Raw genomic sequence first — 16,435 nt, 5'->3', positions numbered from 1 at the left:
CAGCCAGGAACCAGTTATTCCGCGAGCTTTAAGGCCTGGTCGAGCTTCTGGCTGATGACCTTGGTCACGCCGTCGCCCTGCATGGACACGCCGAACAGGGTGTCGGCCATCTCCATGGTGCGGCGCTGGTGGGTGATCATGATGAGCTGGGTCTCCTCCCGCAGGCTGTTGATGTAGGCCGCGAGGCGCCGCAGGTTCGTGTCGTCCAGGGCCGCTTCCACCTCGTCCAAGATGTAGAACGGCGTGGCGCGGGTGCGGTACACGGCGAACAGGAGCGCCAGGGCCGTGAGCGACTTCTCGCCGCCCGAGAGCAGCATCATCTTCGCGATGCGCTTGCCCTTGGGCTGGGCGTTCACCTCCACGCCGGTGTTCTCCACGTCCTCGGGATCCACGAGCGACAGATGGGCCTCGCCGCCGGGGAACAGGATGGCGAAGATCTCGCGGAAGCTGGCGTCCACGGTCTCGAAGGTGCGAATGAAGTCGTCCTTCATGCGCTGGTCGATGACCCGGTTGATCTTCGCGAGGGACTTGCGGGCCCGATCGAGGTCGTCGAGCTGGGAGGCCAGATAGTCGTAGCGCACCTTCAGGGCATCGTACTCCTCGGCCGCGTCCGGGTTGATGGTGCCCAGATTGGCGATGCGGCGGTTGATCTTGAACAGCTCGTCCTCCACCTCGGCCCGTCGCTCTAAGGGCTCCATGGCCAGGGCCGTCTCCAAGGGCGTCTTCAGGTCCTGCACGATGTGACTCACCGCGGCCTCCACCTGCAATTCCAGGCGCCCCTTCTGCACCCGGGCCTCGCTTAGGCGCTCGGTCACGGCGTCGAAGGCGGCGTGGGCCTCGTGGGCGGCGGCGCGGGCCTCGGTGACCGAGGCGTGCAGCCCCGTGGAAGAGTCCTGGGCGGCCGTGGCCTGCTCCTCCAGGGTGCGGGTCCAGCGCTGCGCCGAGGCCACGAGCTCGTCGAAGAGGGCGAGCAAAGGCTCGATGCGCTCGGCCGACACGGTCTTCACCCGCAGGGAGGCCGCAGCCTCTGCCTTGGCCTCGGCCAGCGACTCCAGGTCGCGGGCCCGGGCGTCGCGCACCCGCTCGGCGTAGGTGGTGCGCTCCACCAGGGTGGCGGCGGCCAGCTTCGCCTCGGCCAGGGCATCGGAGGTGCGGTGGGCCTCGCGGCGCAGGGGCGCCAGCTCGTCTTGGATGGCCGCTTGGGAGCGCTTGCCCTCGGCGATGGCGGCCTGAAGCTCGGCCAGGCGCGCCTCGAAGGACTCCACATTGGGGCGGGCCGCCGAGATGACGGCCTCGGCCTCGGCCCGCTGGCGCTCCACGCCCTCCAGCTCGCGACGGCAGGCCGTGAGCTTCTCGGCCGCCGCATCGGCAGCGGCGCGGGCGGCCTCGGCCCGGCCCTTGCAGGCGGCCAGGGACTGGGAGAGCTCCAGACTCATGGCCTGGGCATGGCGCAGGGCCTCCTCGGCCATGCGGTGGGCCTCCTCGGCCTTGTCCACGGCGGCCTGGGCACAGGTCAGCTGATCGCGCAGGCCCTCCAGGCGGCGGTGGCGGGCCAGAGCGCCGGTGCCCTCGTCCACGACGGCACCGCCCACCGACACCTTGCCCGAGGGCCACACCATCGAGCCGTCGGGAGTCACGAAGCGCAGCCCCGCGCCGTCGGCGCCATGGGCCGCCAGGGCCTCGTCCAGGGTGGGGCACACCACCACGTCGCCCAGCAGGGCCTCCACCGCGGCCCGATCGGTCTCAGGGAAGGTCAGCTCGGCGATGAGCGGCGTGCCGGCCGCGCCCGACCAGGCCAGGGAGCGGGCACCGGGGCGATCGGCCCCGTCCCGGCGCAGCAGGAAGGCGGCCTCCCCTTCCACGCCGGCCTCTTCCAGGGCCGCGGCCACGGCGGCCACGGCATCGGCGTCGGCGGCCAGAAGGGTGGTCACGTCGGGGCCGAGCAGCGTCTCTACGAGCCCCTCGTAGCCGGGGCGCGCCTGAATCACATGGGACAGGGGCTCGCCGATGCCGGCCAGCTCGCCGGCATGCTCGGCCAGCCACGCCCGGGCGGCGCCGGCGTCGGCGGCGCTCGTGCGCTCCACCTCTTCCAAGGTGGCGATCTCCACGGTAAGGGCGCGATGGGTGTCCCGCGCCTCGTCGAGAGCGGCTCGGGCCGCGTCGCGGGACTGCACGGCGGCGCCCACGGCCTGACGGGCCGCGGTCTCGTCGGCGGCCAGGCCCGCCAAGGCCCCCTCGGCCTCCGCGGCCGCGGCGGCGGCTTCCTCGGCCTCGGCCTGCGCCCGCTCCAGCTCCAGGGCCAGCTCGGCGCCGTGGCTCTCGATCACCTGCACGTGGGCCAAACCGTGGGTGAGGGCCTCGGTGTTCTCGGCATGCTTGCGCCGGGCCACCTCCATCTCGGCCTGCATCTTCTCGCCGTCGCGGGACAGGGCCGCCAGCTCGCGCTCCAGCTTGCCGCGCTGGGCCCCCAGATCGCGGTAGACACAATCCAGGTCGGCCACCTTCTTCTCGGCGCCCGCCCGCTCGCCGGCCGCCTCCTCGTACAGGGCGCTCGCCCGCTCGAGCTCGGCGGCGGCCTCGGCGGCCTTCACGGCGTTGGCCTCCAGGGTCAACCGCAGCTCGCCGGCCCGGGCCGTGGCGGCCCGGCGGCGCTCCCGCAGCATCATCACCGTGGAATCGAAGCGCTCCACGGCCGCCGCGGCCGCCCGATGGCGCCGCGACAGGTCGCCGGCGTCCAAGGTCTCCTGGCGGATGCGCTCCTGCAGGGCCTCCACCTGGGCCTCGGCCGCCTCGATGACGGCGCGGCGCTCTTCCAACTGGGCGGCCAGCTCCGCCTCGCGGGCCTGGGAGCCGTCCCACTGGCCCTGGAGCTGCCGCAGGTCGTCCACGGCGATCATGAGGCTCATCTCGGCCTGCTGCACCGCCAGCTCCTGGTAGGTGCGGGCCTTCTTCGCCTTGCGCTCCAAGGGCCCCAGCTGGCGGGCCACCTCTCCCACCACATCGCGGGCCCGCAGCAGATGCTGGTCCATGTTGGCCAGCTTCCGCTCGCTTTTGGCCTTGCGCTGCTTGTGCTTGAGCACGCCGGCGGCCTCCTCGATGAGCGCGCGGCGGTCCTCCGGCTTGCTCTGGAGGATGGAGTCCAGCGACCCCTGGGAGATGATGGAATGGGTGCCGGTGCCCAGGCCCGAGTCGTGCAGGATGTCCAGCACGTCCATGCGCCGGGCCACGGTGCCGTTGATGAGGTACTCGCTCTCGCCGTTGCGGTACATGCGCCGGGTGATGGCCACCTCGTCATAGTCCACCGGCAGCGTGCCGTCGGAGTTGTCCAGCACGAGGTCCACCTCGGCCAGGCCCGCCCCACCGCGCCCCGAGGAGCCGGCGAAGATGACGTCCTCCATGGCCTGGCCGCGCAAATTCTTGGCATTGCGCTCGCCGAGCACCCACAGCACCGCGTCGGAGATGTTCGACTTGCCGGAGCCGTTGGGTCCCACGATGGCCGTGATGCCCGGCTCCATGGACAGCACGCTGCGGTCGGCGAAAGATTTGAAGCCCTTCAGAACGAGTGATTTCAGGTACATGGGCGCCTAGTCCTGCTTCCTCTTGGCGGCGCGGGCGGCCTTCTCCTCGGCCCGGGCGGCCTTCTCGGCGGCGCGGGCGGCCACCTTGGCGGCCTTCTCCTCGGCCCGGGCGGCCTTCTCGGCCGCGGCCTTCTCGGCGCGCTCGGCCTGCTGCTCGCCCGTCAGACCGATGCCGAAGAACTCCGAGAGCCGGGCCAAGGTGGATTTGGCCGCCTGGCTCTCGGCCTCCTTCTTCGTGCGGCCCACGCCCTGGGCAAGCCCCTTGTCGCCGGCGTACACCTGGGCGACGAAGGTGCGGTCGTGGGGCGGTCCTTGGGTCTCCACGAGCTTGTAGGTGGGGGTGATGCCGCCTTCCTGGAGCTTCTCCTGCAGGGCGCTCTTGGGGTTCTCCGGCTCGCGGGCCAGCGACAGCGACATCTTCGGAATGAGCGTGCGCTCCACAAAGGCGCCGGCCACGTCCACCCCGCCGTCGAGGTAGAGGGCGGCCACCACGGCCTCGTAGACGTTCTCGAGGGCCGAGTGCAAGCCGCGCCGGCCGGTGCCGGTCTCCGAGGAGCCGAACACGATAATGTCGGTGAAGCCGAGTTTCTCGGCCACCCCGGACAGGCTCGCCCCGGACACGAGGGCCACCTTGATGCGCGTGAGGCCCCCCTCGTCCAAGTCGGGGAAGCGGTGGAAGGCCTCGTTGGCCACGAGCGCCCCCAAAATGGAGTCGCCGAGGAACTCGAGGCGCTCGTAGGAGAACTTCACCGAGCGCCCCTCGGTGGCCGAGGGGTGGGTGATGGCGGACAGGAGGTACTGGGTGTTGTCGAACTCGTAGCCCAGGATCTCCTGGGCCCGGGCCAGCTTGGTCTGCTGCTCGTCGGTGAGGCTCATCGCGCATCCGAGGCCGCGGCCTCCCCTTCCCCGCCCGCAGGCGCCTCGGCGACAGCGGCATCACCAGCGGCCGGGACGGCGCTATCGGCCGCGGCGGCCTTCGCCGTGCGGCTCACCGTGGCGGCGATGACGCCGGCCACATCGGCCCGCACCGTGGCGGCAGCCACGGCGATGCCGTTCTTGATGGCAGTGGCGTTGGAGGACCCGTGACCCACGATGACGGCCCCCTTCACGCCGAGCAGGGGCGTGCCGCCGTAGGTATCCGGCGAGAGCTTGGCCTTGAGCGCGGACAGGTTCCCCTTCACGAGCAGGGCCCCCAGCTTCGAGGGCAGCGAGCCCATGAGGGCGTCCTTCACGTACTTGAACAGGGTCTTGGCCGTGCCCTCGATGGTCTTCAGGCACACGTTGCCGGTGAACCCGTCGCAGACCACCACGTCGAAGGCACCGGCCATGAGATCGCCCCCCTCGCAGTTGCCCGCGAACTGGGGCACCGAGGCGGCCAAGAGCCCGTGGGCCTTCTGGGCGAACTCGTCGCCCTTGGTGTCCTCGGAGCCGATGTTCAGAAGTCCCACCCGCGGGTTTTCCACCCCCATGATGGCCTCCATGTACACGGCGCCCATCTGGGCGAACTGCACGAGGTACTCCGGCTTGCAGTCGGCGTTGGCCCCCACGTCGATGAGCAGGCACGGACGCTGGTAGGCCGGCAGCACCTGACCGAGCGCCGGGCGCTTCACGCCCTTCACGCGGCCCACCACCAAGGTGGCGGCGGCCAGGCAGGCCCCGGTGGAGCCGGCGGAGAAGAAGCCAGCGGCCGCGCCCTCCTTCACGAGACGGCAGCCCACCACGATGGACGAGTCCTTCTTGGTGCGCACGGCATTGGCCGGGTGCTCGGCCATGGCGATGACCTCGGTGGCGACCACGGCGCTCACCCGGTCATGGGCGGCGGCGAAGGGCTCCACCTCCCCGGCGGGGCCCACGAGCACGAGGTGCAGGTCGGGGTCGGCCTGGAGCGCCTGGGACGCGCCGTCGAGCACCACGGAAGGCCCGAGATCGCCCCCCATGACGTCCACGGCGATAGTTACTGGTTCAGCCACGAAATATACTCCTTGCGGTAGCGGACGGTGAGTCCGCGCCAGCACCCCGCTCAGGGCGGCCGACACGGGCACGATGGCCTATAGCCAAAAAGCCCCCTGGCAAACCAGGCCCTGACAGCTTGGCATGCGAGGAGGCTTTGCCGACATCACGGAAGGAACCTCGGGCACCTTCCGTGACCGTCAACAGCATGGGACTACTCGGTCTCGATGACCTCGCGGTCACGGTAGAAGCCGCAGTTTCCGCACACGCGGTGGGGAAGCTTCACTTCGCCGCACTGCGGGCACACGGAACGGGCGGGCGCGGCGATCTTGTCGTTAGTGCTGCGACGGGCATGGGTGCGGGCACGGCCCATTTTGCGCTTAGGTACTGCCATCTCGATTACTCCTTCTATAGCTGGAACGACAGGTGCCGTTCACAACCTCTTGTGTAAACGCACGATCTGGTATGTTATCAAACCCGTACCCCTGTCGCAAGGGGAAATATATCCCGATTTCGCCAACGGCACGGGTTTTCCAGATTCCCTAGATCACCAGCGTCGCGATGCGCAGCAGGAACAGGGCGGCGGCGATCCACATGACCCAGTGGACGTCCTTGGCGCGGCCCTGGCAGATGCGCACGATGACGAAGGCCAGGATGCCAAACATGATGCCGTTGGCGATGGAGTAGGTGAAGGGCATCATGATGATGGCCAAAAAGCCGCCGACGGCGCCGGCCGCGTCCTCGGAGAAGTCCATCTTAGTGACCGAGGACATCATGAGCAGGCCCACCCACACGAGCGCCGGCATGGTGGCGAAGCTGGGGATGGCCAAGAAGACCGGCGAGAGCACCAGGGCCGCGATGAACAGCAGACCGGTCACGAGAGCCGTGAGGCCCGTGCGGCCGCCCGCGGCCACGCCGGCGCTGCTCTCCACGTAGCTCGTCGTGGTGGAGGTGCCCACGCAGGCGCCCACGACGGTGCCCACGGCGTCGGCCATGAGGGCCTCCTTGGCCCGGGGCAGACGGCCCTCCTTATCGAGCAGGCCGCCCTTGCTGGCCACGCCGATGAGGGTGCCGGCCGTGTCGAACAGGTCGACGAACAGGAAGGCGAACACGATGACCGCGAAGTCGACGATATGGCTCAGGGCAAACTCGAAGTCGAAGGCGAACAGATAGGGAGCCTGGAGGTTGATGCCCTCGGCGAAGCTCGGGATGAGCGAGTACACACCGGCGGCCGGATCCACTTCGTACCAGCCGATGAGCTGGGCGACGATGCCGAGCAGCCAGGTGCCGAGGATGCCCCACAGGATATAGCCGGGCACCCGGTAGCTGTACATGACGGCCACGGCCACCAGGCCGATGACCGACAGGGCCACCTGGGGCGTGGCGAAGGAGCCCAGGTCGATGAGGGTGGAGGGGTTGTCCACCACGACCCCGGCGTTGGCCAGGCCCACCAGAGCGATGAACAGGCCGATACCGGCGGCGATGCCCATCTTCAGGTTCTCGGGCACATCGTTGACGAGGGCCTCGCGGAACTTGCAGAGGGTGAGCAGGATGAAGATGAGGCCCTCGACGAACACGGCCGTGAGAGCGATGGTCCAGGGATCCTGGATGCCCTGCTCGGCCATGGGCACGCAGACCGAGTAGGCGAAGTAGGCGTTCAGGCCCATGCCGCTGGCCAGGGCGATGGGATAGTTCGCGTAGAAGGCCATGAACAGCGTGCCGAAGGCCGCCGAGATGGCCGTGGCCGTGAACACCGCCCCCGGCTCCATGCCCGAGGCGGCCAGGATGGAGGGGTTGACGGCCAGGATGTACACCATCGCCAAGAAGGTGATGGTGCCGGCCATCACTTCCGTTTTCACCGTGGTGCCGTGCTCCCTCAGCTTGAAGGTGCGCTCGAAGAACTGCTCCATGGGCTCTCTTTCTCGCGGAAAACACTACGGCGCTATTATGACGCACGAACGGGCCCGTGCGGGTAACAGCTTGCTAAGCGTCGAACTTGAAGTCCTTGAGGGCGGCGAAGGGATTGTCCTCCCCCGTCGGGCCGTCACCGCACTGGCAGGGGCCCTCGTTCAGATTCGCGCCGCAGCGGGGGCACAGGCCCCGGCAGTCGTCGTCGCACAGGGGCACGAGGGGCAGCTCCAGCAGCAGCGCCTGTTCCACAAGGGGCACCAGGTCGATGGTATGGCTCTCGGAAAGCACCTCGAACTCGTCGCCCTCCAGGTCCTCGGGAGCCTCGGCGCCGTCGCCCGCGGTGAGGAAGTAGCCCTCGATATCGCCCTCCAAGTCGTAGGGCACGTCCTCCAGGCAGCGGGCGCAGCCCGTGAGGGCCCGGGCGCGGGCCTGCCCCATGACGAGCAGGGCCTCGCCGGTGTTGGTGACGTCCACGGCCCAGGACACCGGGCCGTCGAAGCGGTAGGCGTCGGCGCCGGCCACGAGTTCGGTCAGGGGCAGCTCCCCCTCGAAATGGCGGCTCTCGGCCGTCTCGAACAGCTCGTCGGGAATATGAATGATCGCGGGGTTATCGGTTCTCGCCATAGGGGCACCTTCCTTCCAAACAAAAGGGCGCACCTTCCCGGTGCGCCCCCGAAACTTCTGTGGACCTGCGGCTACCGCGCGTTGAGCGAGGTGGCGTTCAGGCGGTCGCGACAGCGGCGCGTGTTATTCAGCAGCGTGTCGAGGCTCTGCTCGATGTGACCGAACACCTCGTCGGCGTAGTCCTCGGCGCCGGCGCGGGTCTGGCGCTCCAGCTCGCGGGCATCGGCCAGGATGGTATCGGCCTGCTGCTGGGAGATGCGCACGATCTCCTGCTCGCTGGCGATGGTGATGGCCTGGCTGCGGGCGTCCTCGATCATGCGGTTGGCCTCCACCTCGGCGTCGTCCAGAAGGCTCTGGCGCTCGCGCACGATCTGGCGTGCCTGGGAGAACTCGGCGGGGAACAGGTCGCGGATCTCGTCCATGATGTCGAAGGCAGCGGCAATGTCCACCTGGCGCAGGTTGCTCTTGCCGAAAACGGGCTTGGCGTCCTCGAGCAGAATCGAGAGCTCCTCGAGCAGCCCCAACACTCCGGTTTCGTCCATTGATGTTCCTTCCTGACTATGCCACGGCTCTGGCCGGCGCTTACGGCCTCTGCACGCAATCCATCCATGATGAGTTTTTCTATTCTAACATGATGGAGAAGCTATGTAATACAACGGTCACCCCGTGCACAAACGCTCCATGATGGGCACCGATGGCCTTTTACGTCAAGTGAGCCGTCCATTCTCTGCGTCGCCGGAGGCAATGCCCACCATGATGGCGATCAGCACGGCAAAGAACGAGAATTCTAAATCGAAGTCCACGGCCGCGTGCAATGTCAGAAAAACGATGACGAGAGGGGCTTGGCCGCAATGCCTCCCCCGCATCCTGCGCATAGCATTCACCACAACAGTGAGCAACACGGCAGGCGCGAGCAGACCGGCGTTCAGGCCCAGTTGAAGGTAGCTGCAATGCACCAATGTCGCCTCGTACTCCGCGCTCCGAATGGAAGGATACGCGAATTGCCATTGATCGGGGCCGATACCCAGGCCAGGCGATGCAACCAAGACGCGCCAGGCGTCGCCGGCCTGAACGATGCGCTCGGCGAAGGTGGCGGATGCCTGAATGAGACGCCCCTGCATCGCGAGAGCCGCGAGAAGGGCGCTCGCAACGAGTGCAGCCACCGCGAGTATCAGCACCGGGCGGCCCCAGCCACCGCGGCGCAGCGCCCTCTCCATCCGAGGCCAGAATTTTTGAAATGCGGCCACGCTGCCAAGGAACATCACTACGGCCATGGCTTCCCGCGCATTATCGCCCCATGACAGCTTGAAGAAAAGAAACGCAGCAACCGCGAGCACCCCTTGGGAAATAAGGGCTATCGCATCGATGAAAATAGGTGCTCGGCCGTCGGCGGCCGCCGTCGCCGCTCTTACGAGAAAGTACCCCGTCACAACTACCACGAAGAACAGGATGGATCCCATAGACTGCGTAAAGAGCAGCGCCGTCAGGGGCAGCACCATCCATCTTCGCAGGCGGGCGTCCCGCGCGCCCAGGCACAGCAGAGCCGCGCACGCGAACCATGCGCCGGCCGCATTGGCATATTGGAAGAAAAACTGGAGGCGCCCGGCATTCACGGAGCCAACGACCGAGAGAATGCCGATGAGCATGGCCACACCCGCACCCGTGCTGACGATACCGAGCCAGGAGATGCTCGTCAGGAGGAAATCACGTTGCCGAGCGTCCAAACTCGCGCAAACGAGTGCCGCAACGCCCGCAAGCGCCCAAGGTGCACATTGGACGAGCGACCACGCCGGCAACCCATGGACCACGATGCTCGCAGCGTACAAGCCCCCAATGAGCAGGAATGCCAGGGCGGGAATACACGCCGAGAAACCATCGAATCGGGAAGAACCGTTCCCGCTGTCGGAGACGGCCCCCTCCCGCCCCGACCGGAAGCCGAAGCGGAGAGCCGCCCATAGAACCAGGAACACGCCCCAAGCCACCAGCACCCAAGCGCTCGTCAGTGGGAAGAAGCCGCCCTGACCCACCAAGAGCCCGACGAGCACGAGAGCGGGAGATGCCGCGAACAACCTGTCAAGCAGGGCCGGAAAGCGACGCTCCCCGGCCCTCGCATTCGTTCTCAACGCGCTACCAACCCTGCGGGCCAGCCGTTCCCTTGCCTGTCCAGCGGCGGCGCGCCACTGCGCAAACGCCCACGAGCGCAAGCGCAAGGATCGCGACGGCACCGGCCTTCCCAGGCGCTGCCGACCCATCGCCCGTGGCAGCCAGCGGCGAGGAGGAGGGCTTCGTAGAGGTGAGGACGGTGGCAGTGCCCTCCTCGTCGGTTACCTCGATGGCGAACGTCGACAAATCTGTGATGTCCGAGAGGAAGGCAATACCGTCTCCGGAAACCACCACATCGTGGGCGGTGATGTTCGAACGATCATTCTTATGGCAGTGGTAGACCGTCGCCTTCTTATGGGCGCTCCCATCGCCAGCGGGGAACGAGAACGCCAACGTCCCGAAATTATCGTGGACTTCCTCCCCATCGACATTGAGTACCACTTCGAAAGTGCCACCGGGCCAACCGTCGCCCATTTTGGCCACGAGGGCATCGAACACACCGCCTTCTTCCACTTCGGACACATCTATGGCAACCGAGGCGTCTGCCGGCAGGACGAGCCCATCGGGCTTCACGCTGAAACCGTCGACGACCGGCGCCCCGCGGACGAGAAGGCTTCGCGTAACACCGTTGGCGTCGACCCACGTGAGCGCCAGGCGCCCGTCCCGGTAGCTGCGGCCCGCTATCTGCACCCGGGCCGAATGGCGCGTGCCGCCCTCAACCTGATCGTGGGTCATATCTGCGTCTACGCGCAGCTGCTCCCCGCATCCCCCGCGAACGCAATCGCTGCACGCGAAGGCCGACGAAAGATCGGCAGACCACTCCCACACAGGTGCGCTCCAGGCATGGCCGAGCGGTTTTATCTCCTCCTGCTCGGCAAGGCCGCACCGATCACAGATTCGCTCTTGGAAGCCGTCCTCCGTGCACGTCGGACTCTTCGTCACAACCCAATCGAAGTTAACGTGACCGCCCAAACTGGGCTTGCCCGCATCCCGCTTCACCTTCTGGCAGCGCGTGCACATGTATTCGGCGCCCTTGCCGTCCTCCGTGCACGTCGGCTCCGTGGGCTCGGCGGTGAGGACGTAATCATGACCGAGCATCGGAACGTCGGAGCCATTCACGCGATAGCCGTAACCGCAGCGCTTGCAGACCTTCTGCGTATAGCCGTTCTCTTCACAGGTGGGCTCGTGAACGGCTTCCTCGTAATCGTGGCCCTTGGCCTCGCATTCGGGGTTCACGGTACCGCCTTGAAGCTCCTGCACCGAAACGAAGAACCAGCCCTTCTCATCCCGCAGAAGAATGTAGTCGGACATGCCGTCCGCGTCTGCGCATTCAGCATAGTCCTTATACTGGAAGAGAATGAGCACCTTGCCGGTGCTGTCAATGGCTCCCACCCGCCCTTGGGCGTCCTTGGCGTACACCAGCGCGCTCCCGTTTGGCAAGGTGCGGGCGCTGCCGTAGAAATAGCCGGGATCGATGGGGCGGTAGCCCTGCATATCCACTTCGTGGAACTGGCTATCGAAAACATGGGCGGTTCCGTTCTCGACCACGCGATAGACGCCATGGGCAAGGGCCGACATGGAATCAAAGGAGAACCCGAGGACGTCATTCAAACTGGCATCCAGCAGACGCTGCTTGCCGCCTTGCTCGGCAAGAACGCAACCATTGAGTTCTATAAAGCGAAAACCGCTAATCCACCCGTCTATGCCGTCATAGACGAAATCAGTCTGCGGTTTCAGATTCCCATCGACAAAGCCGTACTTGCCGCCCTTTTTCGCGACATAGAAGGATCCCACCTTATCGTAACCGCGCACTTCCGAAAAATCCGTGAGCTCGAACGCTTTGCTGAGAATCACACGCTCATCCTCAAATGAGGTTCCGTCATCTCCCTCCCCTAGCAATCGCAGATCGAGTTCGATGCAAGGTTCATCATCACCCGCATCAGCGTACAGAGAATCTATGGTGAAACCGGCCGGCACCCGAGAAGACAAGTCGACCGTCTTTGCGGGCTTGAAATCCTTGTCGTAAATTCGCAGCTTGTTCGAACCGCTATCGTCCATCAGATAATAGTGGTCGCCGATGGTTCCCCACATGGAAACATAGGAAGAATCCAAGCCGAGCGATTGCCTCGTTATCGAGCTAGTTCCCTGGTAAAAATCCGAAACCTGATCAACCACGTTGTCGTAGAAACCAACGGTCTGCGAGAGCATCCACAGGTCGTTGCCAAAATCAACGAGATTCCAGTCAACCTGCTCACCGTTCTCCCTCTGCTGGACCAGATTGAGGGATGACGTGAACTCTTTGACCAGCTTGAGATCGGCATCGTAGCGCTGAATCTTGTTATCTCCCGTTAAACACTCGAACCCGTCTTCAACAACCCTGCCTTGCACGCAGGGAATTTCCCGCGAATCGCCATTGGCTCCGCTGGTATCCAAGAAGACGTACGCGTTCTCCTGACTCTCGAAGTCAATGCGCGCATAGGCCACATAGTTGCCGACACCTTCGAACCGCATATCGTCATAGCTTTGCAGCAGATTGCCGCTCAGATCGAAATACTGGTACTCGTGCCCATTTGACTCCCATACTTCAATGATGTTGCTGACCACGCTACATTGATCCGTATCCCTGACATCGGTAGCCAAGGCGATAGAGTTGCCCCACGTCCCATTTTTGTCTCGCACCTTGAAGGAAATACCGGCGTCCGAAGAACTGAACGACACACCGCGGCCATCGTAGGTAACCTGGGCAAAGTCTTCATCGTCGTTTGAAATTGAAACCTGGTGAAAGCCACTAGAGTCTTCGGCGTAATAAAGATTGTGACGCGATCCAGGGCCCGATGTAGAGAGACCCCTCCAATATATATTCCAGAGAACACTGTCTGAATCTGTTCGACACCCTATCGAGCCTGCCTCGGCGTAATCTCCCAAAGGAACGGAGAGTGCTTCGGTCGATCCATTGTAGACAACCGCTTTGGCCTGAGGATAAGTCCCGTCAGCGGCTTTATTGCCCAGCTTTATAAATCCCCACTTCGACCCATTGCCTCTTGATCCAGCAATATCGTATTGCACATCAACAAGCATACGGCCTTCCGTCAAGCTCCACAGACCATACTTGCCATCTTTCTGAAAGGGGGCGACAGATGCGCCAGCCGCCAAGGCATTGCTTATCTCGAAGGCGTTGACGAGCATCCCCGCGCCCATCATTTGCCCGGCGATGCGAGAAATCAATGTGCCGTGCGCATTCCCATACGTGATGGGATCGTTCGAGAATATCGCATGATCATTGGACACTACGCCGTAAACGTACTCGAAGACGTATCGTTCCTCCGGCATCCGAAATGCAGGGGCAGCGGTCGATGTTTGCGAGAGAGCCTCATCTTTGGACTCCTCCCGGGCCTCAACCTGGGGCTCGCCCTCAATTTTTGCGGAAGTATCTGCGGGGACTTCGGTGCCAGCTTCAAGATCAATCTGGGTTCCAGAGGAGTTTTCCGATCGATCATCTGGCTTAGTCTCGGGCGCATCCTGAGCGCCCTCAGAGTCTTCCGCAGAAATCTCAACTGAGACAACGGGGTCGATTTGGGTTTCCGCATCAGCCGCAATCTCCGAGGGCTCGGCAGCGACTGTGTCAGCCAACGCCTGCGTTCCACCCACCCCCAAAAGGGAAAATGCGAGGAGAAAGGCTAGAAAAAGCCTACCACCCCCCCCCATGTCTCTTATGCACATAGTTAGCCATGGCTCTTCCTCTCTACTCAACGCCCATCCTCAAAGGGCCTGATCAAACGATATGGTATCAGTTCTCTCAAGGTTTCGCCACTCCCCTTCTCTGCCTTTATTCGTCCTCGCACACGGACGACGAACGTTCTCGCAATCTCGGTTCACTGGCCGGTGCCAGAAAGCGAATGCTGATCCATTTGAGCGCTTGCGCTGCAACCTCTCTTCCCCGCTCGCAAGCCATAGGGAGATGCTTGTTTACATATATAGTCCTTATTGGTACCATATATGCAAATGAATGCTAACACCAACATACCCGCTGGATATTCCACGCGCCAAGCCGCTCAGCTGCTGGGAGTGTCTTGCCATGAAGTTTCGCGCCTGATTCGAAGCGAAAAGCTGCGTGCGGTGAAAACCCATGCCGGCATGTACATTATCGATTCCAACAGCCTTCATGAACTTGAGGCGAAGATCAGGACCAGGGGAAGGCCATGGGACGCTTCGACGGCATGGGCGGCGCTTCTCGCCCTAGAAGGTTGCCGCGACCACGACTTGAGCTACCACCGCCAAAGAAGGCTCGTCATTGCCCTGAAAGAGATTGATGCCATCGAGTTGGTTGCCAAGTCGTGCAAACGATCATCCGTCGAGCGCTTCGCCGCCTCCCCGTCATTCGCCGAAGATGTGCGCGAACGGCTCGTTCCCAGCGGCATCTCCGACAGGAGATGCGCCCAGCTGGGATTGTCGGTTTCGTCGAACCAGATTGACGGGTACGCCCGCGAGCCGCTTGATGAAATCGTCCGAAGTTGCTGGCTCATTCCCGACAGCGGCGGCGAATGCGTCATCCGAATTCCCCACGACCTCCCCACGGCACTCGACGCGGCACGGGAAATGCCGCTTTCCGTTGTAGCCGCCGACCTGGCCGAATCTGCCAATATACGGGAGCGAAGATGCGGGCTCGATTATCTGCAAAGGAGGCTGGATGAGTATGGCGGTCATTGATATCCCCCTCGGGCTCAAACCCTGGGACACGGTAATGGAGATCGCGAATATTATTCCCAGAGATGAATGGCTGCTTGTCGGCGGCCTGATGACGCAAGCCCATGCCATGCTTTCAGGCCATACATCCCGCGCCACGAAAGACATTGACGTCCTCATCGATGTTTTGGCATCATCGTCCAACGTCTCGAAGATTTTGAGCACTCTTGAGAACATAGGCTTCGAGGCTAAGGAACCGGGGCTGAGGGGGTCGCCCTTCCATCGAATGACGCGAAATGAGACCATCGTGGATATTCTCATTGCCGATCACCTTCCCAAATCAAGGGCGAAATCGGTCAGGGTCAACCGCTGGCCCATGATGGAAGTGCCCGGCGGAGCCCAGGCGGTGAACCGCAAGATGGACATTACGTTGACTTACGGCGATTTGAGCCGCATGATCCAAATCCCCAATTTACTGGGAGCACTGATCCTGAAGTCTGCCGCCTATTGCTCCGACAACCGTGATAGGCAACGTCACCTTGACGACGTCGCATTGCTGGCAAGTCTCATCGAGAACCATAAGGAATGTCTGAGCGATCTCCACGGCTCGGACAGAAAAAGATTGCGGGCAGTTGCCGAGGCTCTCAGCGATTCTGAACTCAGCTCATGGAAGGCGCTCGATCAAGACGCCCGTCGGAAGGGAATGATGACCCTGGCAATCCTGGCGAAGTAAGATTGCCAGTGTCATAACGGCTCTGAGGAGTTACCCGCCCTTGCCTTACTTCGATCAAACTACGATCGACAAGGGAGACAGTCCCCCTGGAACCAGTTGAGAAGCGATCAAGCCAGCTCCATGAGGTCGATGGCCGTGTCGCCGAAGCGGCGGTGGGAGAAGACGCGCCAGCCCTGGGCGGCGGCCAGAGCCTCCACGGTATCGTCGTCGGCGCCGTCGTGCTCGTAGCTGACGATGGCGTCGGCGGCCAGAAGGCCCGCTTCCCGCAAGCGGCCCATGAACCCGAGCACCTCGGAGGGGGCCAGGGCATAGGGCGGGTCCAGGAACACCAGGTCGAAGGTGCCTTCTGCTGGAGGAGCCGGCAACCGCTTGAGCACGTCGCCGCGCACGAGGCGCGCCCGTTCGCGGCCGAGCCCCACGGTGCGCAGGTTGCGCTCGATGACCGAGGCGGCCTCGCGGCCCTGCTCGCAGAAGACGGCCGCCGCGGCCCCCCGGGAGAGCGCCTCTATCCCCAGGCCCCCCGAGCCGGCGAAGGCGTCGAGCACCACGGCGTCCTCGAAGCCGCCCCGGGCCGAGTTCAGGGCGCTCATGAGCGATTCCCGCACCCGATCCGTCGTCGGCCGCGTGCCCTGGCCCTTGGGGGCCTCCAGCCGGCGCCCCCGAAATTCTCCTGCAATGATGCGCATGTCGTCCTTCCTTTACTGTCTCAACAATGACAACGGGCAAAGGGAGTGCGGGGTGCCTTGACCGAGCGAGTTCCGCAGCGACGGGAAATGCCCTGTGGGCATTTCCCCAAAGCGAGGACTGTCTGAGCGAATCAAGGTACCCCGCGATCCCGTCAGGCGGTGAGCCA

Annotated in this window: 12 protein-coding genes; 2 read left to right on the top strand and 10 right to left on the bottom strand. The window is 64.2% G+C overall.

What is annotated here, in order from left to right; genetic code table 11:
* Nucleotides 1–14: 14 nt before the first annotated feature.
* The 9 genes from smc to ACTOXK_RS04550 all read right to left on the bottom strand — a co-directional run bounded on the left by smc (nucleotide 15) and on the right by ACTOXK_RS04550 (nucleotide 13,796).
* The gene (gene smc / locus ACTOXK_RS04590) at nucleotides 15–3,578 is read right to left on the bottom strand and encodes a chromosome segregation protein SMC (protein WP_482277877.1); all 3,564 of its coding nucleotides are present in this window, start codon (nucleotides 3,576–3,578) and stop codon (nucleotides 15–17) included.
* A 6-nt stretch (nucleotides 3,579–3,584) separates the two neighbouring features.
* Complete coding sequence (rnc, locus tag ACTOXK_RS04585) at nucleotides 3,585–4,454, bottom strand: ribonuclease III (RefSeq protein WP_482277876.1); 870 nt, start codon at nucleotides 4,452–4,454, stop codon at nucleotides 3,585–3,587.
* Nucleotides 4,451–5,548 (bottom strand): phosphate acyltransferase PlsX, encoded by a 1,098-nt coding sequence (gene plsX, locus ACTOXK_RS04580; RefSeq protein ID WP_482277875.1) that lies wholly within the window; start codon nucleotides 5,546–5,548, stop codon nucleotides 4,451–4,453. Before plsX ends, rnc begins: the two co-directional genes overlap by 4 nt.
* 194 nt (nucleotides 5,549–5,742) lie before the next feature.
* Nucleotides 5,743–5,922: a 50S ribosomal protein L32 gene (gene rpmF, locus ACTOXK_RS04575; protein ID WP_482277874.1), complete on the bottom strand. Its 180-nt coding sequence runs from the start codon at nucleotides 5,920–5,922 to the stop codon at nucleotides 5,743–5,745.
* Nucleotides 5,923–6,070: 148 nt separating this feature from the next.
* On the bottom strand, nucleotides 6,071–7,438 hold the full coding sequence (locus ACTOXK_RS04570) for an NCS2 family permease (protein ID WP_482277873.1): 1,368 nt from the start codon (nucleotides 7,436–7,438) through the stop codon (nucleotides 6,071–6,073).
* A gap of 73 nt (nucleotides 7,439–7,511) precedes the next feature.
* On the bottom strand, nucleotides 7,512–8,063 hold the full coding sequence (locus ACTOXK_RS04565; protein ID WP_482277872.1) for a YceD family protein: 552 nt from the start codon (nucleotides 8,061–8,063) through the stop codon (nucleotides 7,512–7,514).
* 71 nt (nucleotides 8,064–8,134) lie between these two features.
* Entirely contained in the window at nucleotides 8,135–8,605 is a 471-nt protein-coding gene (locus ACTOXK_RS04560; protein ID WP_135971490.1) for an ATP synthase subunit B family protein, read from the bottom strand.
* Between the two features lie 165 nt (nucleotides 8,606–8,770).
* Nucleotides 8,771–9,715, bottom strand: a complete 945-nt coding sequence (locus tag ACTOXK_RS04555) for a hypothetical protein (RefSeq protein ID WP_482277871.1) — start codon at nucleotides 9,713–9,715, stop codon at nucleotides 8,771–8,773.
* 475 nt (nucleotides 9,716–10,190) lie between these two features.
* Nucleotides 10,191–13,796 (bottom strand): hypothetical protein, encoded by a 3,606-nt coding sequence (locus ACTOXK_RS04550; protein WP_482277870.1) that lies wholly within the window; start codon nucleotides 13,794–13,796, stop codon nucleotides 10,191–10,193.
* A 366-nt stretch (nucleotides 13,797–14,162) separates the two neighbouring features.
* Here ACTOXK_RS04550 and ACTOXK_RS04545 point away from each other — a divergent pair, with 366 nt between their 5' ends.
* Complete coding sequence (locus tag ACTOXK_RS04545; protein WP_482277869.1) at nucleotides 14,163–14,873, top strand: helix-turn-helix domain-containing protein; 711 nt, start codon at nucleotides 14,163–14,165, stop codon at nucleotides 14,871–14,873.
* Nucleotides 14,860–15,582 carry a hypothetical protein gene (locus ACTOXK_RS04540; RefSeq protein WP_482277868.1) on the top strand — a complete coding sequence of 241 codons (723 nt, stop codon included), beginning with the start codon at nucleotides 14,860–14,862 and terminating at the stop codon, nucleotides 15,580–15,582. The genes ACTOXK_RS04545 and ACTOXK_RS04540 overlap by 14 nt, the downstream gene beginning before the upstream one ends.
* A 107-nt stretch (nucleotides 15,583–15,689) precedes the next feature.
* Here the strand turns inward: ACTOXK_RS04540 and rsmD are convergent, their stop codons facing one another.
* Complete coding sequence (gene rsmD / locus ACTOXK_RS04535; RefSeq protein ID WP_482277867.1) at nucleotides 15,690–16,268, bottom strand: 16S rRNA (guanine(966)-N(2))-methyltransferase RsmD; 579 nt, start codon at nucleotides 16,266–16,268, stop codon at nucleotides 15,690–15,692.
* Nucleotides 16,269–16,435: the final 167 nt, after the last annotated feature.

The organism is Adlercreutzia sp. (assembly GCF_056795635.1).
Note: the sequence above shows the minus strand (reverse complement) of the source record. Positions and strands in the feature narration are given on the sequence as shown.

What these genes read in the sequence shown, in the direction of transcription:
- ACTOXK_RS04560 (WP_135971490.1), bottom strand. Translation starts at nt 8,605, where the DNA reads ATGGACGAAACCGGAGTGTTGGGGCTGCTCGAGGAGCTCTCGATTCTG.
- ACTOXK_RS04570 (WP_482277873.1), bottom strand. Translation starts at nt 7,438, where the DNA reads ATGGAGCAGTTCTTCGAGCGCACCTTCAAGCTGAGGGAGCACGGCACC.
- rsmD (WP_482277867.1), bottom strand. Translation starts at nt 16,268, where the DNA reads ATGCGCATCATTGCAGGAGAATTTCGGGGGCGCCGGCTGGAGGCCCCC.
- ACTOXK_RS04540 (WP_482277868.1), top strand. Translation starts at nt 14,860, where the DNA reads ATGGCGGTCATTGATATCCCCCTCGGGCTCAAACCCTGGGACACGGTA.
- smc (WP_482277877.1), bottom strand. Translation starts at nt 3,578, where the DNA reads ATGTACCTGAAATCACTCGTTCTGAAGGGCTTCAAATCTTTCGCCGAC.
- rnc (WP_482277876.1), bottom strand. Translation starts at nt 4,454, where the DNA reads ATGAGCCTCACCGACGAGCAGCAGACCAAGCTGGCCCGGGCCCAGGAG.
- ACTOXK_RS04545 (WP_482277869.1), top strand. Translation starts at nt 14,163, where the DNA reads ATGCAAATGAATGCTAACACCAACATACCCGCTGGATATTCCACGCGC.
- ACTOXK_RS04565 (WP_482277872.1), bottom strand. Translation starts at nt 8,063, where the DNA reads ATGGCGAGAACCGATAACCCCGCGATCATTCATATTCCCGACGAGCTG.
- rpmF (WP_482277874.1), bottom strand. Translation starts at nt 5,922, where the DNA reads ATGGCAGTACCTAAGCGCAAAATGGGCCGTGCCCGCACCCATGCCCGT.